This is a genomic window from Sphingobacteriales bacterium, assembly GCA_016719635.1.
Taxonomy (GTDB): Bacteria; Bacteroidota; Bacteroidia; order Chitinophagales; family JADIYW01; genus JADJSS01.
In genome coordinates this window covers 131,239-155,272 of the sequence record JADJYT010000003.1, presented here as the reverse complement: position 1 = coordinate 155,272, position 24,034 = coordinate 131,239, and the positions used below count along the sequence as shown (strand labels likewise).

Here is a 24,034-nt window from a genome sequence, read left to right as displayed (position 1 = left end):
ATTTTGAAACTAATCAATATAATTATAAGCTTCCAAGGTTAAGAACTCTTCCAGCGAATCCTGCAAAGACATTTTGGTAAACAATTCGATGGCCAGGTCAAATTTAGAAGCGGCATACTTATCACCTAAAGTAGCCTTGTACGCCTCTTTCTGTTCATTGATTAGATGCTGAACCAATTCAGCCGTTACTTTTGTGCCATCATCCAGTCTGGCATCTTCATGATGTACCCACTGCCATACCTGTGTACGGGAAATTTCAGCCGTAGCTGCATCTTCCATCAAATTATGGATGGGAACACATCCATTGCCTCTCAACCAGGCTTCCAGGTACTGAATACCAACGTCAATATTGTTTTTCAGACCGCCCAAAGTGATGGTTCCTTTAGGTACTTCCAACAGATCTGCAGCAGTAACCTGTACATCTTCTCGTTTTACGTGAATCTGGTTTGGTGTCGGCATGTATTTGTTGAATTCATCCATCGCAATCTGAACCAGGCCCGGATGTGCCACCCATGTTCCGTCGTGTCCGGCTTTCGCTTCCCGTTCTTTATCGGCTCGAACTTTAGCCAATGCTACTTCATTCGCTTCCGGATTGTCTTTAATAGGAATCTGTGCCGCCATACCGCCCATCGCAAATGCATTGCGTTTGTGACAAGTCTGGATGACCAGCTCAGAGTAGGATTTCAGGAAATGCGTCGTCATGGTCACCTGCATTCTGTCCGGTACCAGGAATTGCTTGTTTTTCACCGTTCTCTTGATGAACGAGAAAATATAATCCCAACGGCCACAGTTCAGTCCGGCAGAATGTTCTTTCAATTCAAATAAGATCTCATTTAACTCAAACGTAGCCACAATGGTTTCAATCAATACGGTTGCTTTGACAGACCCTTGCGGAACACCTGATTCATTTTGGGCATCTACAAAAATATCGTTCCATAAACGGGCTTCCAGATGGCTCTCCATTTTTGGCAGATAGAAATAGATGCCGCTGCCTTGCGCCAGCCTTTCTTTCGCATTGTGGTAAAAATAGATGGCGAAATCCCAGATGGAGCCACTGGCCACTTCACCGTCAACGGTTACGTGTTTTTCCAGTAGATGCCACCCTCGAGGTCGGACGAATAATGCCGCATGTTTTTCATTCAGTTTATATTCTTTGCCGTTTGCTTCATTGATGAAGGAAATGGTTTTGCGGTTGGCGTCTTTTAGGTTTATCTGACCGGATATGTTATTTTCCCAGGTCGGAGCGTTTGAATCTTCAAAATCAGCCATAAATACCTTTGCCCCTGAATTGAGCGCATTGATAATCATTTTTCGGTCCACTGGGCCCGTGATTTCCACCCGTCTGTCCTGGATATCTGCAGGGCAGGGTGCTACCGTCCAGTCCGATTCGCGGATGGATTTGGTTTCTGGTAAAAAATCGGGTAATTCACCTGCATCCAGGCGTACCTGGCGTTCCACTCTCTTTTGCAAGAGTTCTTTGCGGCGAGCATTGTATTTGCGTTGTAATTTGGCAAAAAATGCCAATGCTTCCGGCGTCAGTATTTCTGCGTATTCCGGCTTATAAGCCCCTTTGATTTCTACGCCTTCTGGCGTGTTGTATGCTGACATGGATAGGAATGTGTTTTAGGTCAGCGAATTTACGGATTGTATAAAAAAATGCCGAATTTGGCATGTTACCTAAAGTTTACTATAAAGTTGCGGGATTAAATGCATGCATTGGAATTTTAGCCTGTCAGGATGTATAGCCTGATACGGTAAGATGTAGGGCAGATAATCTCGGCGCAATCAATATTGATGTATGCAATATATGTCGTATTTTTAGTTCAAAATTCAGGTATGCCGAAGCAACGAACCCTGGCCGAACCGTTTAAAATAAAAATGGTGGAGCCGTTAAAAATAACCACGGAAGAATACAGGCTGGAAACATTGAAAAGGGCGCATAATAACCCTTTCCTTTTGAGGAGTGATGATGTCTTTATTGATTTATTGACGGACAGCGGGACAGGTGCGATGAGCGAGCATCAGTGGTCGGCGATGATGCAGGGCGATGAAAGTTATGCCGGTGCCACAAGCTGGGAGCGCCTCGAAGCGGAGGTGAAGGATTTAACGGGGATGCCTTATATCATACCCACCCATCAGGGGCGTGCGGCAGAACGAATCTTGTATGGAATTTTAGGAGGGAAAGATAAGGTCTTTATCAGCAACACGCATTTTGACACGACACGGGCTAATATTGAGTTCACGGGGGCAGTGGCTTTTGACTGCCTGCCTTCCGAAGCGAAAGACCCTTCACTGGAACTGCCGTTTAAGGGAAATACGGATATCACCGAATCGGAAGGACTTATCCAAAAATATGGAAGGGAAAATATAGGTGCCGTCATATTAACGGTAACGAATAATTCAGCCGGCGGACAGCCGGTCAGTATGGAAAATGCCAGAGCGGTCAGGGCATTGTGTGACAGGTATGCTATTTTGTTAGTGCTGGATGCCTGCCGGATTGCCGAGAACGCTTACTTCATCAAACACAGGGAATCCGGATTTGAGGACAAGACCTACAGGGAGATAGCACAGGAATTATTGACTCTGGGTGACGCCTTTATCATGTCGGCGAAAAAGGATGGTTTGGTGAATATGGGCGGTCTGCTGACGCTAAAAGACAAGAAACTGGCGGAACAATGCCAGAATCTGCTGATTATTTCGGAAGGGTTTGTGACGTATGGCGGTTTAAGCGGTCGGGACATGGAAGCACTGGCGGTCGGGCTTCAGGAAGTTTTTGACAAAGATTACCTGCACTACAGGATAAAAAGTACGGAATACTTAGGCCGGCACCTGAATGAATTGGGAATACCGACGGTAAAACCATTCGGCGGACATGCCATCTATGTGGATGCAAAAGCCTTTTATGCGCATATTCCGCCCCATCAGTTTCCGGGGCAGGCATTGGTATGTGATTTATATACCAAAGGCGGGATACGATGCTGTGAAATCGGTTCGGTTATGTTTGGTAAAAATGATCCAGACGGAATCCTGATTCCTGCTGCATTTGAGTTAGTTCGGCTGGCAATCCCCAGAAGGGTATACACTCAGAGCCATATTGATTATGTGATTGATGTGTTTGAGGAATTAAAGGAAGAAAAGACAAAATCAAAAGGAATGCGGATTGTTTATGAACCTCCGTTTTTAAGGCACTTTACAGCCCATTTTGACCGGGTAGAATAGGTTTAGTAGTGAATCAGCATGTGTTCTTTCTGACGGTTCTCTCTGCGGAGGAAAACAATTCCCATTTCAAAAATATCAATCGTGAGTGTCACTTTCTCATGGTTTTTAATGTACTCCCAGGCCTCCTGCATTTCTTCGCTCCAGTGGATGTCGTCAAACAGCAATATCGTATCGTTGTGGCAATAAGGCAGTACGGTATTGAAATAATTGATCGTCGGCACTTCTCGGTGGTTGCCGTCAATGAATATCAGGTCAAACTTTTGTCTTTCTTCACAGATCTTAGTCAGCTCTGTGTCAAAATTTCCGACGACCAGCTGAATGTTGTTCAGTTTTAATTTCTTGAAATTTTCAGCCGCCACCTGAGCAATGGATTCACTACCTTCAATCGTTATCACTCTCGTATTCGGGTGGGCGGATGCCAGATAAGCGGTGGTGAGTCCCAGTGATGTACCTAACTCTAATATGGAATTGGCTTTAAAATGACGGATCATCATGAACAGGAGATGGCCGTATTTTTCTTTTTTCACATTCTTGCGAACGATTCTGCTTATTTTCCTTTTAGAAGATCTGAAGGATCTGGAGCCGGCACCTAAATCGATAACATCAATTTCATTATTATTCTCCTTTAAATCATCCCGTAGATTCTCAATCCGCTCAAAATCAGGATAATTCAACTCTTTTTCAAACACTTCCGTAACCAGTTTATAGACAAACGGCGAATGGATTTTGTACTTATTAAAGGAGGATAACCAATAATAGATATATTCTTCTATCTGAAAAATGGTTGGCATTGTTTCAAAAATACATATTAACGCTCTAATATGAACACTTGTTTATCCACTAATATTGATATTCCGTATTTTTATAAAAATTATGACATGCAGATACCCAAAATAAAGGCACTACCCATCTTGGGCAATGCACCTGAATTGTCAAAGGATATTCTTGGATTCTTTGGAAATAATTTTAAAGATTACGGAGATACCTTTCTTTTCAGTATGCCCGTGAACAAGACACTGCTTGCCACCTGTGATGCGGATGTGATAAAGCAGATTCTTCAGCTGAACCATAAAAACTACCGCAAGGATTATGGCAATAATATCTTGAAGCTGGCTTTGGGAAATGGATTACTGACCAATGAAGGAGAATCGTGGTTCAGGCAGCGCAGGCTGGCGCAGCCTGCATTCTATAAGAAGCGGCTGGAAGGTTTTTTTGACACGATGAATGCCATTACGCTTGACCATATTCAACAATTAAAAGAGAAAGAACGAACAGAACTATTTATTGACAGGGAGATGATTCAGCTCACCTCTAAAGTGGTGATAGAAACCTTGCTCGGTGCGGATGTTTCCGGCAAACTGAGCCAAATTCAAAATTACATCTATTTTATCCAGGACCATATGGTGAAACTGATCCGTATTCCGTTTTATCAGTTTTGGGCAAAAATATCAGGTAAAGAGAAGGCATTCCTGAAAACCCTGGAAAAATTTGACGGCATACTGTATGAGATCATTGCATTGCGCAAAAACCAACCATCCAGAAACGATTTGTTAAGCATGCTGATGGAAGCCCGGGATGAAGATACGGGAGAGGGGATGTCGGATAAGCAACTGAGAGACGAATTGCTGACCATCTATGTTGCCGGCCACGAAACTTCCGGTTATACCCTTGCCTGGGCGATGTATAGTTTGTGCTCGCATCCGGAAATTTACAGGAGAGCAAAGGAAGAAGTACACCGGATAATGCCGGATGGGAAACTGACGATGGATAATTTCCGGCAGCTGGTGTATCTGAAAAATGTCATTGATGAAACCTTGCGTTTATATCCGACCGCCTATATCCTTAGCAGGGAAAGCAAAGCCCCTGATGTGGTGAATGATATGGAAATTCCGGCAGATGTCGTTACGCTGATGAGCATTTATTACCTGCATCGGAATCCGAAATACTGGAAGCAGCCGGATGCCTTTATTCCCGAACGGTTTGAAGGAAAGGACAATCCGTTATTCAACAGTGAAGCCTACTATCCGTTTGGCGGAGGGCCGAGGATGTGCATCGGTTTTTATTTCGCCACGATGGAAATTACCATTGTTCTGGCGCAACTGCTGTATCATTTTGATATGCAGTTAGACGCGCAGCACCCCGTTGCTTTTGAGCCTTTGGTTACGTTGAAACCGAAATACGGTATTAAGGTAAAGATTACGGGTGCTGTTTAATCCACCACTCTGTTCAGATGATAATCGATGACATCCAAAGGTTTCTTGCCTGTGTAATTGGGATTGTGGAATTCTGAATAATAGGTAGAATAACAAAGACCGCGCAAACCTATGTTCAACTGCCTGCAGGTCGAACTGATAATACCATCGCTAGGACTATACTGAGAACGTTCAAATACACCTATCAGCCATCTTAAAATGAAAACAGGCAGAAAGGAGAAGATGCCCAGAACCATATTCAATGAATTGAAATCATCTGCCGGAACATTGGCAGCCAGATCATCGTACTTCCAGGTGCCCGCCACCTCTTCATAAGCCGGAAAGTCACCGTTTTTCGGACAATAGATATTCCCGATTTTTAATAACCCTTTAACTGCGCGGTTTGAAAATTGATTTGCCATCGTTTTATTTTTTTAATTTTCCCTGAATAAATTCATCGATGTGAGATGCTATGGTTTCTCCGGCATCTTCCTGTAAAAAATGCCCGGCGTTTTCTATGGTGATTCTTTGTTGTTCATGTGCCGCCGGCATCAGCTTGTAAAAGAAATGAACCATCTTTCCCAGTATCTGGTCTTTATCTGAAAATAAGATGATAGCAGGTTTTTTCCAATCAGCCAATACTGTTGCCGCTCGGTTCATTTGCAGGACGCCATCCGCATTTTTGCTGCCCGGGGCCAGTGAAGGAAATATTCTGGCACCTGCCTTGTATTTCTTCTCAGGAAAGGGAGCATCGTAGGCGGCCATTACGGCATCGCTTACGGGCCTTGCACAGGCTTTCCGGACAATCTTTCCAACCGGAAGGTCAGGATGATATTTTGCAAATGCCTGCCAGGCTTTGAACGATAAGGGTAATTTTCTGCCGTCGGACAAGGCCGTATTGAGTATCACGACACGTTTAAACAAATCCGGCTGTTCCCCTAAAACACCCAGTCCAATCAGTCCGCCCCAATCCTGTACCACCAGGGTAATATCTTTCTGTCCGAGTTGCTGAATGAACTTTTTGATGCTGTTATAATGAAGTGAATAGGAATAGTCCTGCATTTTCACGGGCTTTTCTGATTTACCGAAGCCAATGAAATCAGGCGCGATGAAACGGTAGTTGGATAATACAGGTATAAACTTTCTGTACAGGTAACTCCACGTAGGCTCGCCGTGCAGGGCTAAGATAACCTCACCGTCTTTATTGCCTTCATCGATATAATGCATTCTCAAACCGTCAACATCCATGTAATGCGGCGCATAAGGGAAATCCTTAATTTCCTCAAAGCAATGTTCCGGTGTAAAGATGGTTTCCATTATTTGATAAGTTGTGATGCTAAGCGGTGTCCCAAAGATTTAATGGTCAGTCCCGGATTGATGCCCGGTGCATTCGGATAAATACTGGAGTCTGCGATGTATAACGTTTTTTCTCCGTGTACCTGGAAGTCCGGATTGACAACCGATTTCGCAGGGTCTGTACCCATAACACAACCGCCCATCAGATGCAATCCAAAATAAAACCGTGATTTAAATATTTCATTGGCACCTGCCGCATTCATGATATTTTCTATCGCATACAATCCTTTATCCCGTCTTGCCTTATCCTGGTCAGTTAAAGATTTTACGATGGTTAATTTCCCTTTGTTGTCGCATTGGATTTCACCTACATTCTCGTCGCGCACCGCCACTTCCACGCACTGCATATAGCGGTATTTTTTCATGTAGTCCTGATGTTTGGCTCCGGTGACATTCATCAGCAGTCCGATTGAAATAGGGGAAGCGAAAACATTCTCCAGCTTGAATCCCTGTGCCCTGAAATTCGGGTCTTTAGACGCCACTGACTGGAACATGCCTTTGTGAGCATCTACCGGTTCGTTTTGAAAACCCAGCCACATGAACTGCGGATGAGAAGAGAATTTTTTACCCAGTGCAGGGAGTTTGGTCTTGAATCCGGACATTGTCATCATACGGGTGCTTCCAAATGCACCTCCGGACAAAATCACTTTTTTGCCTTCATAACTGACCTGTTTTCCGTTTTGCCATCCGTGTATTCTGCACGTATCGCTGTTCGGTTCTACTTGATGTATTTCCGTTTCGGCGATAATTTCCAGGCCTTCTTTTTCCGCTTTCTGGATAAAAGCGACCAGCGAACTCTGCTTGGAATCGCGGAAACAACCGCCAAGGCAGCCGGTGCAGTCATTGTTTTTATCCGCGCCGCAGTCACTTTGTCCCCTGCGCAGGAAGTCCCATTTATAACCCAGCTTATCACAGGCATCCGCAAACAGGATTCCATTTGGCCGCATTTCCTCCCGGCAAAACGTATGTAAGACCATATCACTTTCTACCTGAGAGTAATGCTTGTCCATCACCTCGGGCGTGAACCAGTCCACACCGCTTTCCGCTCTCCAGTCGTTCAGTGCGATATCATCGAACCGGTCCATCAGGCATTGATAAACGATAGAAGAGCCGCCCACCATTTTGGTACGCAGGAACCCCATTCTCCCGTCTTTCCCGAATTCAATGCCGCCACCCCAGTAGAGGTGAGCGGAGGTTTCCGCTTCCGTTTTAGGAAAGGTATCTTTTCTGTAGAATTTACCGGCTTCAATCAGTAAAACTTTCGCACCGCTTTTGTTGAGATAATAAGCGAGTGCTCCGCCTCCGGAACCGCTGCCTACTACTATGAAATCGTATATCATTTTGTTTGGTTGTAATGAACCAGGGAGGGGAGGGGGGGGGGGGGGGGGGGGGGTTGTAGTGTTTATTTTTTTTTTTGTGGGGGGGGAAATTTTTTTTTTTGGGTTAGTTGTTTTGGTTTAGAAGGGAAATTGTTTTGGGGGGGGGAAAGGGGGGGAGTTAAAAAAAAGGGGGGCAGCGGGGGAAAATTAAAAAAAAAGGAAAAAATTTTTTTTTGTTTTTTTGCGCGGGCGGCCCGCCGATTTGGGGGAAAGAGGGGGGGGGAGCTTTTTTTTTTGGGGGGGGCCACCCCCTGGGTTCAATGGGGGGAAGGTGCGGGGGGGTTAGATAAATATTTAATACTTAGATTTTTGAACCCCCCCCTCTTTGTCATTACTGAATATCTTTATTCCTTTATTTGAATTTTTCCTTATTGCCGATGGAGTCCAGCGGCAGAACGTTCTTAATGAATTTTACATAATTTCTGGATTTGCCAAACCAGCTCAGCATCACGGCATGCAGCAATTTGTATTTGCTTTCGGTGTACGGATACCATTGCGGTTCGATGAGTTTTCCCTGCTTATCAATCAATACGGATTTCAGATTGCAGAAGGCCAGCAATCCGTCTTCGCCCTTGAATCGTCCGATACCGCTGTCTTTGGTGCCGCCGAATGGCAGGTATGGATTCGCTTCATTCAGCATGTGGTTATTGATACAAACATTTCCGCATTTGATGGCGCGTGCTACCCGGATACCCCGGGCTGCATCTTTTGTCCACACAGAAGCGCTCAGCCCGTAGGGCGAGTCGTTTGCGAGTGCAATCGCTTCTTCCTCCGTCTTGAATTTCATGATGGCAAGTGTCGGGCCGAAGGTTTCTTCCGAAGCCACTTTCATGGAATGGTTGCAGTTTTCCAGTATGGTAGGGGGAATATGATGAGAGCCTTTTTCCTGAATGCCGCCGCAGGATAATCTTGCACCTTTAGCCAGCGCATCTTCAATATGGTCTTCAATGATTTTTACCTGGAATGGGGCGGTAATGGCACCCACATCACAATCTTCTGCCGACTTCGTATTTCTGCCGGGATGCGATGTCCTTAACCGTTTGGTTCTTTCTACGAGAAATGGAACCAGTTTGTCATAAATTCCTTCCTGGACATAAAGTCTTTCTATTCCGGTGCAGTTTTGACCGGCATTGGTGAAAGCACCCCACATGATGCCGTTGGCGGTACGTTCGATATCCACGTCGTCGAAAACGATACTTGGGTCTTTGCCGCCCAGTTCCAAATCCACCGGGATAAGCATTTTCCCGCAGATTTCACCCAGTTTCCTGCCTGTTCCGACACTGCCGGTGAAATGCACTTTGTCCGGTCGGTGCGCTATCAGCTTTGCGCCCGTATCTTTTCCGCCAATCACCACCTGAATGGCATCTTTCATAAATCCGCTGTTCGCAAAAAAATGATCCCACAATGGTTTTAAAGGCGTAACTTCTGAAGGTTTTACAATGGTCGCATTTCCTGCCAGGAAGGACATCAGACTCGGAACAATGACCTGATAGAACGGAAAGTTCCAGGGAGTGATTACCAGCACCGTTCCCAAAGGTTCAATAAACTGCCTGGATTTCTTTTCCATCAAAAAGATCGGCTGCGGCATCTTCTTGTCTTTCAGGAATTTCGGGGCTAATTTTTTATACACGTCAATCACATCCGTTACCTCAAACACCTCTGCGGCAAACGCGTCCGTCCGTGCTTTTCCGGTTTCAGCGATAATGGCGTCCAGGATCAGATCAGAATATTGAATCACGTAATCCCTGATTTTTTCCACTTCCTTTATCCTGTCTTCCACAGACATGGCCTGTACTTTCAGTTGTACATTTTTAGCTCGTTGAAATATATCGTTTATCTGAGCATCTGACGGGTCGTCAATCTCATATAGAATGGTGCTGTTTATTGGGTTGATTACTTTAATTGCAGTAGAAGTTAGAACGTCCATAATTCAGATAATTAGGCAACTAATATACCGATAAATGGGGATAAAAAAAATGCAGGTAACAGAAAATGGTTAGAAAAGTAAAAATCTAACATTTATTTAAGTTATCAGGAAATCCAACGCATCTTTTGCGGTGGAATATGGTTCTTCCTCCTGTGCCACATGCCCGAGGTGTGGATAGATTTTTAAGGAGGAGTTTTTGATGTCTTTATGAAATTTATGGGCATTTTTGGGTAACACCCAGGTGTCTTTTTTACCCCAGAGTATGAGCGTTGGTGTTTCTACCTGTTGGATCCGGTGGCCGCTTAAATCCAGATCGTTTACCATATTGCTTAAGGCGGCTCTGGTTCCTTTCCGCCGCAGGAAATCGTAATAGAGCTGTTTCGTTTGTTCGGAAATGTTATTCTTATTGCCGTACACCTGTGCATAGATGGCAGACAATATGGGTTTGGGTGTAAAATGTTGGGTGATCGTTCCCAACGGATACAGCATGGATAAAAAAGAAACCGGCGGAACGAATGTATAGCCGACACTGCTGATTAAAATCATCTTGTTGATTCTTTCGGGATATTTCAAGGCATAATTCCAGGCGGTGAATCCGCCGATGGAATTGCCGGCAATATGGAATTTTTCCAGTCCCAGTTTTTCCACCAGTCTTTCAAAGAAGGAAAAATAGTCATCGAAACGCGTTTGTTTACGGGTGTTCAGCGGGCCGGTAATGCCAAAAGGAGGCATGTCAAAACTGATTACTTTAAAATGATTGGACAGCTGCTCCTGCCATCCGTTCCAGGTTTCCAGCATCGAGCAAAAACCGTGTAACAATAGGATGGGTTCTCCCGCACCGGAAATCTTTACACGAACATCCACGCCGTCCAGGTGTATATAATCGCATCCCTCTCCGTATCTGGATTTTAAATAATCCGCAGAAGTTTTGCGCATGCCAAATTGCTTTCGGATGGTTCTTATCATGGATGCTGATTATAGAAAACATTGTCCCTGCCCGCGGTAGGTCGGCACTTTATCAATCATTTTCCCGCCGGAGATGAGATGCAGTTCGTTGAAGCGTTCACATAATTCGCCGGCCTTGCTGTGCCTGAACAAAATGGCATCACCGATATCGACAGGGTCTGTGCCTTTGTATTCAAAGGGTGTCTGCACTTCGCCGGTGCCCTCGTTGACAGTAAGTTCTACGCCTTCCGGCAGGTAAGGTTTGGGCTGTTTATCAGGGCCTGTTGCGCCGCTGGCGATATAACCGCCGCCCAAACAGGTATAAAATCCGGGTTTAGGTTTGCGCACAATCTGAAGGGCAAAGCCGGCGGCCGGTAAATGTTTGAAATCCTTGTAGTAGTCGAATAAGGCAGGGGAGAAGAATCCGGAACCTACCGTGATTTCCGTCACCCATTCTTCCGCCTTGCTGCTTTCAATACTGCCGGTACCGCCGGCATTGACGATTTCCAAAGCCGGATTTTTTGTCTTTATATAAGCCACGATTTCTTCCCGTCTTTTGGAATAATCTTCAATGGACTTTTTCTTTAAAAATGGAATCACATAATTTTTTATGCCGTTTGCCGGATTTTTTTCCCCCAGGCCTGCCACCTGCGCTTCATAGCCCATCGCAGCGGTAAGTGTTATGTTGGAGTATTTATCAAAACAATCCGCCAGTTCTTTTCCTTTCTGAACGGTAGTGATAGGAGAGCGCAGTACCCCGAAATGCAGTCCGGGGAAATCGGTGGACATATCCATATCGATGCACAAAGGCTGAACCACGCCTGACTGCTCCGCTATTGCGTCAATCTGTTTTAAATGCTCTTCGCAATCCACCATCAGTATGATTTTTTTTCCATTTTTAGTAGCCTGACAGATGTCCCGAATTTCTGTTTTGTTGACAATGGGATATCCCAGCAGCAGATTATCAAAACCCTGACCGGATAAAAAAAGAGCTTCCCTTCCGGAATAGCACATGATACCCTGATAGATCGGGCTGGAATCCAGTATTCTTTTTAATATAGAGGTGCAACGCACGGACTTGGACGCAACCCGAATCGTTTTATTTTTACCGGCAGCCCGTTGCGCGATTGCCTGTATGTTTTTATCCAGTAAATCGAGGTCGCAATAGGCCAGCGGGAGCTGTAAATTTTTAAAAAGTGGATTGTAATAGGAGTAAGTTGGCGGAGTCATATCCTAAAATTAAAAAATCCTCCCGAAAGGAGAGGATTTTTTAATGATTATATTCAATAATTTTTTAGTTGAACGTCATATCCATACGGAAACCGAAAGATCGAGGTGGTTCCAGCAAGAGTTGGCCGGAGTGTATATTCTCTATTTGTAATGTTTTTTACTAAAAAGAAAAACTTAAATCTCTATTGTCTTTAGTAAAATGATAACCAATTCTTGTGTCAAGTATAAAGTCGCCATTAAATTTTGGTTTTATATCATTTAATGAAGAACCATTTTTCAAATGTGAAGCTGCGTAAGCATTATAGCTAGGTAATATAAATGGAAAGATAGCATCCACATTTTCCATAAAGCTAAAATATTGAGCTGTTAATCCAAATGTAAATCCTTTGAAATCGACATCCCAGACCCCGATAAATTGATGCCGGATTCTGTATTTAAGAACATTATATTTTGCAATATCTTTGTATTCAGGGTTAGATTCATTGTATTTTAAATATCTTGGTTCAATATAAGTATAACCTAAGTTTAAAGTAGTAGGGAATTTGCCAAATAATTTTCCTTCTCCACCAATTGATACTTCAACACCAGCAATCATTGTTCCGCTTTTTACATTATTTGCCTGAAACCCAAGTCCTGGATCTGTAACTAAATTGAATTCCATCATATTTTTGTATTCGGTGTAAAAACCGGCAACATCAGCATACGCCCTAAGATATTTTCCTAATTTTATGCCTTGTTTAACCCCTAATTCTGCACTAAAGCCTGTTTCAGATGTTAGATCTCTGTTAGGATAAATACCAAATCTACCTCCTAATGATGTATTTATGAACTTTTCTGCAATGGTCGGAAATCTATAGCCTTGACCGAAAGAAGCCCGTATAAAGGTATATTTTGCTGCCTGAACGTTTACCCCCAACTCTTGATACTGGTTTGGCTTCCCATTTTTGATTATCAAGTTTATTTGCCTCAAACCGGAATCCGTAAGAGATGTTTAATCGTTTAAAGAATTTTTTATCCAATTGGAAATAGCCCGCAAGGTTAATGCCTCTATGTATAGTGTCACCAAATAATTGTGATACAGAGCGGACATAATTAGCTACAGCACCTGTAGTCACCACAAAATTCCATTTATCCATTTTGCGTTGGTACTGATATTCACCATAATAGAAATCGTTGGAGTTGTCCTGATTATTACTATTGTCAATGGCTGTTCGTACATATCTGCCTAAGATTTTGTGACTGTTTCCCTTTTCATCTGCATATCTGAAAAATGGATCTACACTTGTTCTAAAGCTTCTGGATTCGGTAGGAATACCTGTAACAGCACTTGGGATATATTTGTTTATGCCATTACCGCCCCATAAAAGAAGGTCTGACTTTTGGCTGCCTGCATATTGGTATTGACACCAACACTCATTTTATCATTGATTCTATAACGAAAGTTGACATTTACCCTTCCTCTTGTTCATTATCGCCCCATTTATGCACCTTGTTTTTGTAAAACATACCTCCCGCAACTACATCTAATTTTCCTATTTTTTCGCGATATGCGAATGAAGCTCCTGCATCATATGGACGTTTGGTAAAATCATTCTTTACTGTCGTGTCTTTCCCCAATAATCCTCCTTTTAATGTAATGCTATCTAATTTCCACCATTGTTTATCTACTTGTATTTTGGTCACTGTTTCTGTTGCTGGATCATAATTGTAATCATTTGGGTTAGGATTATCTGATTACTGAGCCGAAAACTGATAATTTGGCGTAAGGTTTGGAGGTAGGATAAGCCGTTCGAACGTTAATGATTCCGTTCATGGCGGATGAACCGTATAAGGCGGATGCAGCCCCTTTAATCACTTCAATCTGCCCGATGTTTTCCACCGGTAATCCATCCCAGCTGGGAAATCCGGCATCGGCCTGCAAGATCGGAAGGTCGTCTAGCAATAGCATTACGCGGTACCTGCGCCATAAGAATAACCGGAGCCACCCCGTATATTGGCCTGTCCGTCCACGACCGTTACGCCTGAACTGCGCATTAGTACATCTTTTACATCGTTCAGGTTTTGTTTTTCTAAAGCTGCCGGCTTAATAATATCGATGGAGACACTTTCTTCTCCGATTTTACGTTCAAATTTACTGCTGGTCACCACCACTTCATCCAGCATACTTTGCAGTTCACCCATCAGCACATCTAAATTATCCGTCTGTCCGGCTTTTAAGGTTACGGATTTTGTAATATTGTCATAGCCCACATAGCTGAAGATAATGTTGTATTTGCCCGGAGCCAGCGACAGTTCATATCTGCCGTCCACATCAGATGTAGTTCCGGCGGTATTGTTTTCCACGGCAATATTGACACCAATCAGCGTCTCGTTGCTTTTGGAATCTTTTAAGGTTCCTTTCAGCACGGCATTTTGGGCATAAAGGGAAATGCAGGAAAAAAAAGAGAGTACGAGCGATAGTTTCTTCATTTTTTTTATTTTGGGTGCTAATTTATGTTAAATTAATGTAAGATAAAAGATATGTTAATTTTTTAGTATTCTAAAATAAACTCCAACGAATGTTGGAGTTTATTTTATATTTAATAATAGTAGTTTTATTCTTAAGGCAGTCTCTTAAAATTGCCTCTTAGACCTAAAATCACGGCCTCCAATAGTTACTAAAGGTTTGTTAAACAATTGGAGTAGTAATATTTGTATTACCTATAGCAATAGTAATATATGTTTTCCTGTTTCAGTTATTGCACCATGTCCCCTGCTCTAGCTTTGGATATTTTTAATGTATCAATGTAATCAGCAGTAATGTAGTATTCGTGTCATCAAATGCTAACCATCTATAATTAGTGAATCTAAAATGATTTTGTTGCAATCTAATGGATCAAGTTTTCCTGTAATAGTAGTGTCTAGTACTTTTGAATAAATTCTGATTGAATCTGTGTTAATTTTGCTAACAACAAGACAGTCTCTAATAGGTTCTAAACCTGCAGAGGAAAGGTCCCCATTGCCTAGAAAAATAGAATGTGCCCCAGTATCTGTGGCAATGACTTCATAACAATTAGCTCCAGAATCTGATTTTCCGCAACCTACAGAAAAAGATGCGATAACTATCGCAATGAACGAAAAAATAAGTAATTTGAATTTCATTTTTGTTTTGTTTTTTAAGTGAATGAATGTATCCAAAGTTACGATAACTTTGCTATAAAGCAATATTCAGGTGTCTTATTTTTCATTTGTGTTAATTTTTTCATTTGCGTTCACATTAAATAAAGATGGTATGATGAAAAAATGCGTAAATTAGATGTAGCATTAAAGGTATGAAGACAATTGACGAATGGCTGAGTTTATACGGCAGGGATCATCAGCATCCCACCAATAAACTGATTCACTGGATTTGTGTCCCGGTCATTTTCTTTACCGTGCTCGGTTTGTTCTGGTGCATTCCGGTTCCGGCTTTCATGGGTAAGATCAATTTCGGCATTGTCGTCTACCTGTTGTCACTTGTCTTTTATCTCAGCTTATCCATTCCTTTATTCATTGGATTCCTCCTGGCCGGCGCATTGTGCCTGGCATTCAGTTCCGCGCTGTTTATTTATTTCGGCAGGCAAAACTATGCAATCATTCTCGGGATTGTCTTTGTAGTGGCCTGGATAGGACAGTTTATCGGACATAAGCTGGAGGGGCAAAAACCATCCTTCTTCGAGGATGTTCAGTTTCTGCTGATTGGCCCGGCGTGGCTGCTGCATTTTATTTACCAAAAGATAGGCATCAGCTACAAATAATTTTGTAATTTTACCATGCACAGCATTATTATCCATATAAAATTTCTACTATGACAATAAATATTCAAAACCAAACCTATGCAGCTTTTGATGCAGCCGCTTTGGTAGACAAACAACGCCGGTTTTTCAATACCGGAAAAACCAAAGATGTTGAATTCAGGATTCAGAATCTGAAAAAGCTCCGGCAGCTAATAGCTGATAATGAGCAGGCTATCATGGATGCCTTGAAGAAAGATTTGAATAAATCGCCGATGGAGGCCTACGGCACGGAAATCGGTTTCCTGCTGGCAGATATCGACCATACCTTAAAAAATATCCGCACGCTTTCCAAACCCAGGAAAGTGAAAACACCGCTGTTTCACCAGTTAGGTTCATCCTGGATACAGGCCGAACCTTATGGCGTTACCTATATCATCGCGCCATGGAATTATCCTTTTCAGCTGGCACTGGCGCCGGTTATCGGTTCCATGTCGGCTGGAAATACCTGTATCCTTCGTCCTTCCAGAATGTCGGATAACACCGCCAGGATTCTGGAGAAGATCATCAATGAAAATTTTGACGAAGCTTATCTGAAAGTGGTTTTATCCAATATCGAGCAGAGCAATGCCCTGCTGGAACAGAAGTTCGATTATATCTTCTTTACCGGAAGCCCGGATGTTGGCCGTCAGATTTACCAGGCTGCCGCCAAACACCTGACGCCGGTGACACTGGAACTCGGCGGCAAAAGCCCGCTCTTCGTGGATGAAACATTCAACACGAACTGGGGTATCAAGCGGATGGTATGGGGTAAATTCACGAATGCCGGTCAAACCTGCGTGGCACCGGATTATGCATTGGTGGATAAGAAAGTGAAACAAAAATTTGTGGAGCTGTTTGCCAAAACCACCAAAGAGTTTTTTGGTGAAAACCCGCAGAAAAGCCCGGATCTGGGACGTATCATCAATGAAAAGCATTTCCTGCGTTTGTCTGAGTTGCTGAAGAAAGGCAATATCCTGATGGGCGGCCAAACGGATATCAACGATTTGTATATCGCACCGACGCTGATTGACGGTGTCTCTCCGGATGATCCGATCATGCAGGGTGAAATCTTCGGGCCGATCCTGCCTATCATCGAATACAGCTCATTGGATGAAGCGATTCAATTTGTCAATTCCCGAAATAAGCCGCTGGCATTGTATATCTTCTCCGATGATAAGGTCTATCAGGAGCGCATCCTGGCGGAAACCTCTTCCGGCAACGCTTCCATCAATGAGTGCCTGATGCACGTGGGGCAGTTTGAATTGCCGTTCGGCGGTGTGGGCGAAAGCGGTATCGGTGCATACCACGGCCAGTTAAGCTTTGATACGTTCAGCCACCTGAAAGGCATTCTCAAAAAATCTACGATGAGTGATTTGAAGCAGCGGTTCCCGCCGTATACCGAAAGCGGAACGAATCTGATTAAAAAACTGATAGGCTGGTTGATGTAATTATTTCCATCTTCCGATAAATGAAATCCCGAACCTTGGTTCGGGATTTTTTATTTGTTCAGTAAACTGCTGATCAGGTTCTTTTTTAAGCCTGGAGGTAATTTCTTGTTAGTGTCAGAAAATAAACACCCTTTGGTAGAACTGCATCGGGTCTGATCGTATGTTCTTTTCCCTGGAATAATTGCTGCTGAAAGATAAGCTGTCCGAGCTGGTTGAACAATTGTAAATACATTTTTTCATCTGCTGCAACCGAAGTGCGTACATTAAAAATCCCATTGTTCGGGTTGGGATATACGGATGGATGGGTATAATTGGAATTTAAGGTATTTGTTGTAAAGGCTATTTCTATCTCTTTGTAGGTTGTATCGGTGGCGCAGTTATTGCTTGCAGATAAAGAGATGGTATAGTTTCCCGGCAATGAATAGTTATGTGTAGGGGAAATGGCTGTCGAAGTGGAATCATCCCCGAAATTCCAAAGCAGGGTATTGTAGTGTTCGGACAAGTCGGTGAACGTTACTTCATTTCCCGAAACGGAATAGGAGAAATCTGCAATGGGTGAGGGAAGTAGCGTAGTGGTGGTGGTAATGATGCTGTCACATCCTCCGGCATTCAGCAGGGTGTCTTTTCTCACACCCGATTCCGCTTCGTTACAGGTGAGATTGTCTATACCGGAAAAGGTGGACAAACACGGGGGAGGCGTACAGGCAGCAGAACTTAATAAGGCGTTCCGGGTGGTGGTGGTGATTATATCCCTTGACCTCGATTTTTGACCTTGTGTAAACAATGACCTGTTGTTGCAATAGCTCATGATGTTTCTGTAGGAGTTGTTGGCATTTGTGCCGTTGTTGCAGCTGCTGGAACCACAGTCCGGCTGCCGGTGTGGGGGCGTGTCGCAAACCCAGTCGCCAAAGATGGCACATATCCCGTCTATGGGGCAGCCGTTGTCATCACCCTGGAAGGTATGGAATAATCCCATGCCATGCCCGAGTTCGTGGGCAAGCGTGGAACTGCTGTACTTGATGGAATTCGCTACGATGACAACTCCGTCAGTCGGGTAATTGAAGGAAAAGGGAAAGAAGGCATAACCGCCCCACCCGCCGGCAATCTTATTGACCACCCAGATGTTGTAAACATAGGTGTGCGGCCAGTTGCTGAAGTTTTTGGTATAGGCTTCGTCGGAGCCGGGCTGTCCCAGTGCGCCGATATAACCGATGCCGTAATCTTTGTATTGTTCAATGCCGCTGGCATCTTTGCGAACGATGCCATTGGTCGGGTTTCCGTTCGGGTCGGTTTGTGCCAGGCAAAACTGAATTTCCATATCTACTCCTTCGGTCGTGTTTCGTCGTCTCCAGCGTTCATTGGCCCCGCGAACGGCATCGATAATCTGCTCATCGGAAATGTTCGTTCCCGTTCCGACAGGCTCACCCAAATGCAACACATGCACGACCACCGGAATTTCCAGGATGGCACCGTTTATCTTTTGACCGGATGTATTTGCTTGCATTGCCTGATTTACGGCTTCGAAATAAGCCTTGTATGTCGGGTCTTTAAATAACAACTGCTGAAAACGTTCATTGGCACATGGTAATTCTTCAGCTTTTGTACGGTTATCGAAGATGAATAACAGCATGAAGACAAACGAGATTGTTGGAATGTGTTTCAATGTATGGTTGTTGATATCACAAGTTACCATTTTGAGACAATTTTTGCAGAAAAAATTGCGGATAAGATAGAATGTCAGGTTCTACAAAACGTCTACCACCCAGCCGAATTTGTCTTCAGTGGTGCATTTCTGTATGCCTACCAGTTCCTCTTTGAGGCGGTTGGCCATCACAAACGATTTCTCATCCAGGACATAGTCTTTGCCTTTGTAGCCGAAACGGTTCACCGGATTTACCACCGCAGCCGTTCCTGTTCCAAACATCTCTGTCAGCGTTCCGTTTCCGTGCGCTTCCACGATTTCATCAAACGGAATCGGACGCTCTTCGACGGTGTATCCCAAATCTCTGGCAATGGTGATAATGCTGTCTCTCGTGATGCCTTCCAGAATGGAGCCATCCGTTTCAGGCGTTATCAGCTTCCCATCCACGACGAAAAAGATATTCATCGTACCCACTTCGTTGGCGTATTTCTTGTGTTCGCCATCCAGCCATAATACATCCTTGTAGCCCATTTTGCGGGCTAATTCCACCGGATATAAGGTGCCGGCATAATTTCCGGCAGCTTTGGCATTGCCGTAACCCCCTTTGGTGGCGCGTATGAAAGTGTCGTAAACCAACACGGAGATGGGTTCGCCGTAATAAGGGCCGGTTGGCCCTATGATGATGGAAAACAGATACCGGTCAGATGTCCTCACTCCGATAAAGGGTTCTGTACCGATCATGAAAGGCCGGATATATAAGGAGCTGCCGGCTGCTTTCGGAATAAAATCCCTGTCCAGTTCAATCAGCTTTTGGATGCCTTCCATGAATAGTTCTTTCGGCACTTCCGGCATTGACATTCTGACGGCGGATTTGTTGAGCCGTTCCCAGTTTTTTTCAGGTCGGAATAACACAATGCCGCTGTCGTCCTGCTTGTAGTAGGCTTTCATCCCTTCGAAGATGGCTTGCCCGTAGTGAAAGACATTGCTGGCGGGACTTAACGAAAAATCCTGATAGGGCATGATTTTAGCATGCTGCCATTTGCCGTCATAATATTCAGCCACCAGCATGTGGTCGGAAAATGTTTTTCCAAACGGAATATGGTTAAAGTCAATGGAAGGCAATTTGCTTTGTGCTATTTTCTCCACCTCGATAGGCAGGGTTTCCGTTTCCATCAGATGCGCTGTCATAACTGAAATATTTACCTGCAAAATAATCAAAAAGCAGGATTATTTAGGGTAAAATGAGGTTAATTAATGATGATATATGTTCAGCCTTTTTTCAACTGGTAAAAAATGTGTAGGTTTGGAAATCGTCTGAAAACGAAAAAAATACCATGAGCCGTTTTTTTGTATTGAATTCATCCGCCATTCCTCTAATCCCCGAAGCATTTTCGGGGTATGTCATTTTTTATAAAAAAAGCAAGGACCCGGCGGAGGCTGAAGTCCAGGAGAACCTGATGCAAAAACTGATTGAAAACGGATTGAAGTTGAAAATGGATAATTTCCTGTTCATAGATATTATGGAACACCCAACCAGAATTACGGCTTTAAAAAAGCAGCTGGAGATAACCAAATGTTTTTTATTCGGTGTGCAGGAAAATGAAGTGGGGCTGAATGCGGTAATTCCTGTCTATAGTTTGGTACAAATCGCCTCCCTGGATGTGCTGAAATCCGATGCGCCGGAGCTGCTGGAGAAGAACAGTGCGCTGAAAAGTAAATTATGGAAACAATTGCAAATCTCCTTTAATCTTGCCGGATGAGTGCCTTAGTCTTTGCCACCAATAATTCCAATAAAATCAGGGAAATTGAAGCTTTACTGAAAGGGAAATACCAGCTGAAAAAGCTGGAAGAGATAGGCTGCCTGGAAGAGCTGCCGGAAACCCATGAAACGATAGGGGAAAACTCGGCGGAAAAAGCGGAATATGTCTATCGCCATTATCAGGTAAATTGTTTTGCGGAAGATACCGGACTGGAGGTGGAGGCGCTGAACGGTGAGCCCGGTGTGTACAGCGCCCGCTATGCCGGTGAAGAAAGAGATGCCGGAAAGAACATGGACAAGTTGCTGAAAGAAATGGACGGCGTTGAAAACAGAACGGCGCAGTTCAAGACGGTCGTTACCCTGATACTTGACGGGAAACACTATCAGTTTACCGGTATTTTGAAGGGGGAAATCGGGTTGGAAAAAAGAGGGTTGTACGGATTTGGCTACGATCCCGTTTTTGTGCTGGATGATGGCAGAACGCTGGCGGAAGTGATGCTGGATGAAAAATCGCGTATCAGCCACAGAGGAAAAGCCACGCAGCAGCTGATTGATTTCCTGAATGCCTATAATGCAGGCTAACTTATTTTCGTTCCACAAACTGAAAAGGGAACTGCTGTTCCGATAACTCTTTTTCCAAAACCCTGGATTTATCCTGCTCAATTCCAATCAGGAATAATACGGTGTTATCTATCTCCTGTCGGATAATCACTCCATGTAGTTTATGAATGATCTGAAACGCCCTGTTGATGAATGTATAATCACAGGTGATGGTATAATAATCCAGGATTTTGCGTTCAATGAAAGTAGCAGCGGCAAGTGTTTCTTTTGCGGTTTCTTTGTAGGCATCTATCAGGCCGGAAACACCCAGTTTGGTACCTCCGAAATAACGGACAACAATGATCAGGCAGTTGGTGATGCCCAGTGAATCCATCTGCCCGATGATGGGTTTACCCGCGGTGCCATTCGGCTCACCGTCGTCATGCGTGCGGTAATTGTTTTTGTCCAGGCCTAAACGGTAGGCATAGCAATGATGGGTGGCTTTGGTGTGGAGGCTCCTGACGGCAGCCAATCTTTCTTTGATGGCTGCTTCACTGTCGACAGGATAGGCAAAACCGATAAATTTGCTCGCTTTCTCTTTGTAAAGAAAATTTTCTACAGGCTCTTTTATTGTTTTGTAGGCATCCATTTATTGATTCATAAACCCGATGATGACAATACTGAAAACCGCTAAAACAAATCCGATGATTTTTCGGAGTGAGAAGGATTCTTTAAATACCAGCAGCCCTGTAAGTGCTGATAAACCTACAATTCCCAGGTTGTTGATGGGAAACAGGGTGGAAGGATTGTAACCGGCATGTTTCAACGCCTGCATCAGGAAATACAATGAAAAGTAGTTAGGAACACCCAATACAATACCACCTGCGACATTTTTCCATTGATACAGTTCTTTATGCCGGCCGTAAATGGCTATTCCGGAAATAAACGCACCTGAGAATATCAATATCGTTACGATGTGGTCATATCCTGCCGGGGTGTAATTGCGTTGAATAAAATTAAAGGTGCTGTCTGTAATGCCGCTGCCCACAAAAATAATCAACGGCAGAAACCACATGCTTCGTCCTTCTTCTGAAATAGCCTCTTCCGCTTTGTCTGCAGGCTGATAGGTAATAAAAAAAACAGCCGCGATGGCTGCGATGATACCGATAATCTTATTGTTTGTGAGTTGGTCGCCGTAAAATGTGATGGCAACAATAACCGGAATAATAAAGGATAATTTAAAAGAGATGCTGGTAGTTGCAATACCCAGCAATTGCGTGGATTTTCCGATTAATAAGAAAATAAGGATAAAACCCAGCCCAAGCAGGAGGCAAATCCACCAGCCATTCCATTCCGGTATTTGCAGTATCATCGACTTATTGTCCATCGCGATACATCCGGTAATGCAGCAAAAGATATAATTGAAGACAATGCCGTATTCGGTCTTTATATTCCATCTGGAAAAGGAACGCAGAATGACGACCAGAGAAGTGGAAAATAAAATACTAAGCAGCAAATGGAGCATCTGGATTTTTTAGGATTTGAACGGTATCGGTTTCTGCGTAAAGTGTCTTTTCTGCAATGCCTTGGATACAGGGTGAAGCGATAGGGATATCGTCTGCCGTTCTCGGGATTGATTCATTAGAAGTAATGATATGCGCTTCATTCCAACTGTTACTTTCCATGAATTGCCGCAGCACATCGGCACCTCCTTCCACCAGCACGGAAACGATGTTTTTTTCAGCCAGTGAATGCAGGACGTCTTTTATACTCCCGCTTAAAAAAAGCGTTTCAGCTTCCTTGTTCCAAACATTATAATCCGCAGGGATGTCATCTTGATGGGCTAAGACGATTCTAACCGGATTTTTTCCCGTCCAGTGCCGGAGAGTCAATTGGGGGTTGTCTGTCAGTACAGTGTTTTTACCAACCAATACAGCCTGATGTGCCGCGCGGAGCTGATGGGTATATCGTTTGGAGAGGATACCTGAAATGGCAATTTCCTTCCCTTTTATGCCTATGTATCCGTCCTTGCTTTGTGCAAATTTAAGCGTAACAAACGGCATTTTATGAGAATGAAAATACAGGAACTGGCGGATAAGCTCTTTTCCTTCTTTTTCCAATATACCGGTAACCACTTCAATGTTATTTTCCTTCAATCGCTGAATGCCTTTTCCGTTCACTTCCGAGAAGATATCCTGAACGGCAATCACCACTTTCGGAATTTTATGCCGGATGATTAGATCTGTACACGGTGGTGTTTTTCCAAAATGGGAGCAGGGTTCCAGACTGACATACAGGGTGGATTTGCCAATAAGGTGATGGTCGGCTTCCTTTACGGAATGGAGGCAGTTTACTTCGGCATGCGCCTTGCCGTATTCCTGATGGTAACCTTCCCCTATGATACGGTCTTCATACACCAGAACGGCACCCACCATGGGATTGGGTGCCACGTAGCTTTCGCCGGCCTTCGCCAGTTGAAAGCACCTGTGCATATATTTTTCATGATATGTTGAAAAATCAGTCATACTGTTGTCTTCCTGAATATATTTCAGCATCTTTAGTTGATGAAATTAATCCGACAGCTGTCAGGAATAATAAGACTT

24 protein-coding genes are annotated in these 24,034 nt (G+C 43.8%); 6 read left to right on the top strand and 18 right to left on the bottom strand.

Going from position 1 to position 24,034, the window contains the following annotated elements; all coding sequences use genetic code 11:
- Window positions 1-9 precede the first annotated feature (9 nt).
- Window positions 10-1,608 carry a malate synthase A gene (gene aceB / locus IPM95_07465; GenBank protein ID MBK9329140.1) on the bottom strand — a complete coding sequence of 533 codons (1,599 nt, stop codon included), beginning with the start codon at window positions 1,606-1,608 and terminating at the stop codon, window positions 10-12.
- Window positions 1,609-1,836: 228 nt separating this feature from the next.
- On the opposite strand from aceB, the gene IPM95_07460 reads away from it, so the two are divergent.
- Entirely contained in the window at window positions 1,837-3,219 is a 1,383-nt protein-coding gene (locus tag IPM95_07460) for a tryptophanase (protein ID MBK9329139.1), read from the top strand.
- Window positions 3,220-3,221: 2 nt separating this feature from the next.
- Here IPM95_07460 and IPM95_07455 read toward each other — a convergent pair whose 3' ends face one another.
- A complete protein-coding gene (locus IPM95_07455) occupies window positions 3,222-4,010 on the bottom strand; it encodes a class I SAM-dependent methyltransferase (protein ID MBK9329138.1) in 789 nt (262 codons plus the stop codon).
- A 30-nt stretch (window positions 4,011-4,040) separates the two neighbouring features.
- Here IPM95_07455 and IPM95_07450 point away from each other — a divergent pair, with 30 nt between their 5' ends.
- The gene (locus tag IPM95_07450; GenBank protein ID MBK9329137.1) at window positions 4,041-5,432 is read left to right on the top strand and encodes a cytochrome P450; all 1,392 of its coding nucleotides are present in this window, start codon (window positions 4,041-4,043) and stop codon (window positions 5,430-5,432) included.
- Here IPM95_07450 and IPM95_07445 read toward each other — a convergent pair.
- The 11 genes from IPM95_07445 to IPM95_07395 form a co-directional block, all read right to left on the bottom strand.
- Window positions 5,429-5,833, bottom strand: a complete 405-nt coding sequence (locus tag IPM95_07445; protein MBK9329136.1) for a hypothetical protein — start codon at window positions 5,831-5,833, stop codon at window positions 5,429-5,431. The genes IPM95_07450 and IPM95_07445 overlap by 4 nt on opposite strands.
- A gap of 4 nt (window positions 5,834-5,837) precedes the next feature.
- Window positions 5,838-6,728: an alpha/beta fold hydrolase gene (locus tag IPM95_07440; protein MBK9329135.1), complete on the bottom strand. Its 891-nt coding sequence runs from the start codon at window positions 6,726-6,728 to the stop codon at window positions 5,838-5,840.
- Window positions 6,728-8,107 (bottom strand): GMC family oxidoreductase, encoded by a 1,380-nt coding sequence (locus IPM95_07435; protein MBK9329134.1) that lies wholly within the window; start codon window positions 8,105-8,107, stop codon window positions 6,728-6,730. The genes IPM95_07440 and IPM95_07435 overlap by 1 nt, the downstream gene beginning before the upstream one ends.
- A 391-nt stretch (window positions 8,108-8,498) precedes the next feature.
- The gene (locus IPM95_07430; protein MBK9329133.1) at window positions 8,499-10,073 is read right to left on the bottom strand and encodes an aldehyde dehydrogenase family protein; all 1,575 of its coding nucleotides are present in this window, start codon (window positions 10,071-10,073) and stop codon (window positions 8,499-8,501) included.
- A 96-nt stretch (window positions 10,074-10,169) separates the two neighbouring features.
- Window positions 10,170-11,039 (bottom strand): alpha/beta hydrolase, encoded by an 870-nt coding sequence (locus tag IPM95_07425; protein ID MBK9329132.1) that lies wholly within the window; start codon window positions 11,037-11,039, stop codon window positions 10,170-10,172.
- Window positions 11,040-11,048: 9 nt separating this feature from the next.
- Window positions 11,049-12,248 (bottom strand): amino acid deaminase/aldolase, encoded by a 1,200-nt coding sequence (locus tag IPM95_07420; GenBank protein ID MBK9329131.1) that lies wholly within the window; start codon window positions 12,246-12,248, stop codon window positions 11,049-11,051.
- Between the two features lie 160 nt (window positions 12,249-12,408).
- A complete protein-coding gene (locus tag IPM95_07415; protein MBK9329130.1) occupies window positions 12,409-13,203 on the bottom strand; it encodes a TonB-dependent receptor in 795 nt (264 codons plus the stop codon).
- A 494-nt stretch (window positions 13,204-13,697) separates the two neighbouring features.
- Window positions 13,698-13,931 carry a hypothetical protein gene (locus tag IPM95_07410; GenBank protein MBK9329129.1) on the bottom strand — a complete coding sequence of 78 codons (234 nt, stop codon included), beginning with the start codon at window positions 13,929-13,931 and terminating at the stop codon, window positions 13,698-13,700.
- Between the two features lie 43 nt (window positions 13,932-13,974).
- Window positions 13,975-14,196, bottom strand: coding sequence for a TonB-dependent receptor plug domain-containing protein (locus IPM95_07405; protein MBK9329128.1), 222 nt, complete (start codon window positions 14,194-14,196; stop codon window positions 13,975-13,977).
- Complete coding sequence (locus IPM95_07400; GenBank protein MBK9329127.1) at window positions 14,196-14,717, bottom strand: carboxypeptidase-like regulatory domain-containing protein; 522 nt, start codon at window positions 14,715-14,717, stop codon at window positions 14,196-14,198. The genes IPM95_07405 and IPM95_07400 overlap by 1 nt, the downstream gene beginning before the upstream one ends.
- A 354-nt stretch (window positions 14,718-15,071) precedes the next feature.
- Window positions 15,072-15,389 (bottom strand): hypothetical protein, encoded by a 318-nt coding sequence (locus IPM95_07395; GenBank protein MBK9329126.1) that lies wholly within the window; start codon window positions 15,387-15,389, stop codon window positions 15,072-15,074.
- Window positions 15,390-15,559: 170 nt separating this feature from the next.
- Between IPM95_07395 and IPM95_07390 the strand changes: the two genes are divergently transcribed.
- Together IPM95_07390 and IPM95_07385 are read left to right on the top strand one after the other, a co-directional pair.
- Window positions 15,560-16,024, top strand: coding sequence for a DUF962 domain-containing protein (locus IPM95_07390; GenBank protein MBK9329125.1), 465 nt, complete (start codon window positions 15,560-15,562; stop codon window positions 16,022-16,024).
- 50 nt (window positions 16,025-16,074) lie between these two features.
- Window positions 16,075-17,490 carry an aldehyde dehydrogenase gene (locus IPM95_07385; GenBank protein MBK9329124.1) on the top strand — a complete coding sequence of 472 codons (1,416 nt, stop codon included), beginning with the start codon at window positions 16,075-16,077 and terminating at the stop codon, window positions 17,488-17,490.
- An 85-nt stretch (window positions 17,491-17,575) separates the two neighbouring features.
- Here IPM95_07385 and IPM95_07380 read toward each other — a convergent pair whose 3' ends face one another.
- Window positions 17,576-19,183, bottom strand: a complete 1,608-nt coding sequence (locus IPM95_07380) for a T9SS type A sorting domain-containing protein (GenBank protein MBK9329123.1) — start codon at window positions 19,181-19,183, stop codon at window positions 17,576-17,578.
- 51 nt (window positions 19,184-19,234) lie between these two features.
- On the bottom strand, window positions 19,235-20,308 hold the full coding sequence (locus IPM95_07375; GenBank protein MBK9329122.1) for a branched-chain amino acid aminotransferase: 1,074 nt from the start codon (window positions 20,306-20,308) through the stop codon (window positions 19,235-19,237).
- Between the two features lie 158 nt (window positions 20,309-20,466).
- Between IPM95_07375 and IPM95_07370 the strand changes: the two genes are divergently transcribed.
- Both IPM95_07370 and rdgB read left to right on the top strand, forming a co-directional pair.
- Window positions 20,467-20,892 (top strand): hypothetical protein, encoded by a 426-nt coding sequence (locus IPM95_07370; GenBank protein MBK9329121.1) that lies wholly within the window; start codon window positions 20,467-20,469, stop codon window positions 20,890-20,892.
- Window positions 20,889-21,473 (top strand): RdgB/HAM1 family non-canonical purine NTP pyrophosphatase, encoded by a 585-nt coding sequence (gene rdgB / locus IPM95_07365; GenBank protein MBK9329120.1) that lies wholly within the window; start codon window positions 20,889-20,891, stop codon window positions 21,471-21,473. The genes IPM95_07370 and rdgB overlap by 4 nt, the downstream gene beginning before the upstream one ends.
- A 1-nt stretch (window position 21,474) precedes the next feature.
- Here rdgB and IPM95_07360 read toward each other — a convergent pair whose 3' ends face one another.
- Genes IPM95_07360 through ribD form a run of 3 tightly spaced genes read right to left on the bottom strand, consistent with a single transcriptional unit; the run spans window position 21,475 to window position 23,986 of the window.
- Complete coding sequence (locus IPM95_07360) at window positions 21,475-22,080, bottom strand: YigZ family protein (protein MBK9329119.1); 606 nt, start codon at window positions 22,078-22,080, stop codon at window positions 21,475-21,477.
- Window positions 22,081-22,956, bottom strand: a complete 876-nt coding sequence (locus IPM95_07355) for a hypothetical protein (GenBank protein ID MBK9329118.1) — start codon at window positions 22,954-22,956, stop codon at window positions 22,081-22,083.
- The gene (gene ribD, locus IPM95_07350) at window positions 22,937-23,986 is read right to left on the bottom strand and encodes a bifunctional diaminohydroxyphosphoribosylaminopyrimidine deaminase/5-amino-6-(5-phosphoribosylamino)uracil reductase RibD (protein MBK9329117.1); all 1,050 of its coding nucleotides are present in this window, start codon (window positions 23,984-23,986) and stop codon (window positions 22,937-22,939) included. Before ribD ends, IPM95_07355 begins: the two co-directional genes overlap by 20 nt.
- Window positions 23,987-24,034 lie beyond the last annotated feature (48 nt).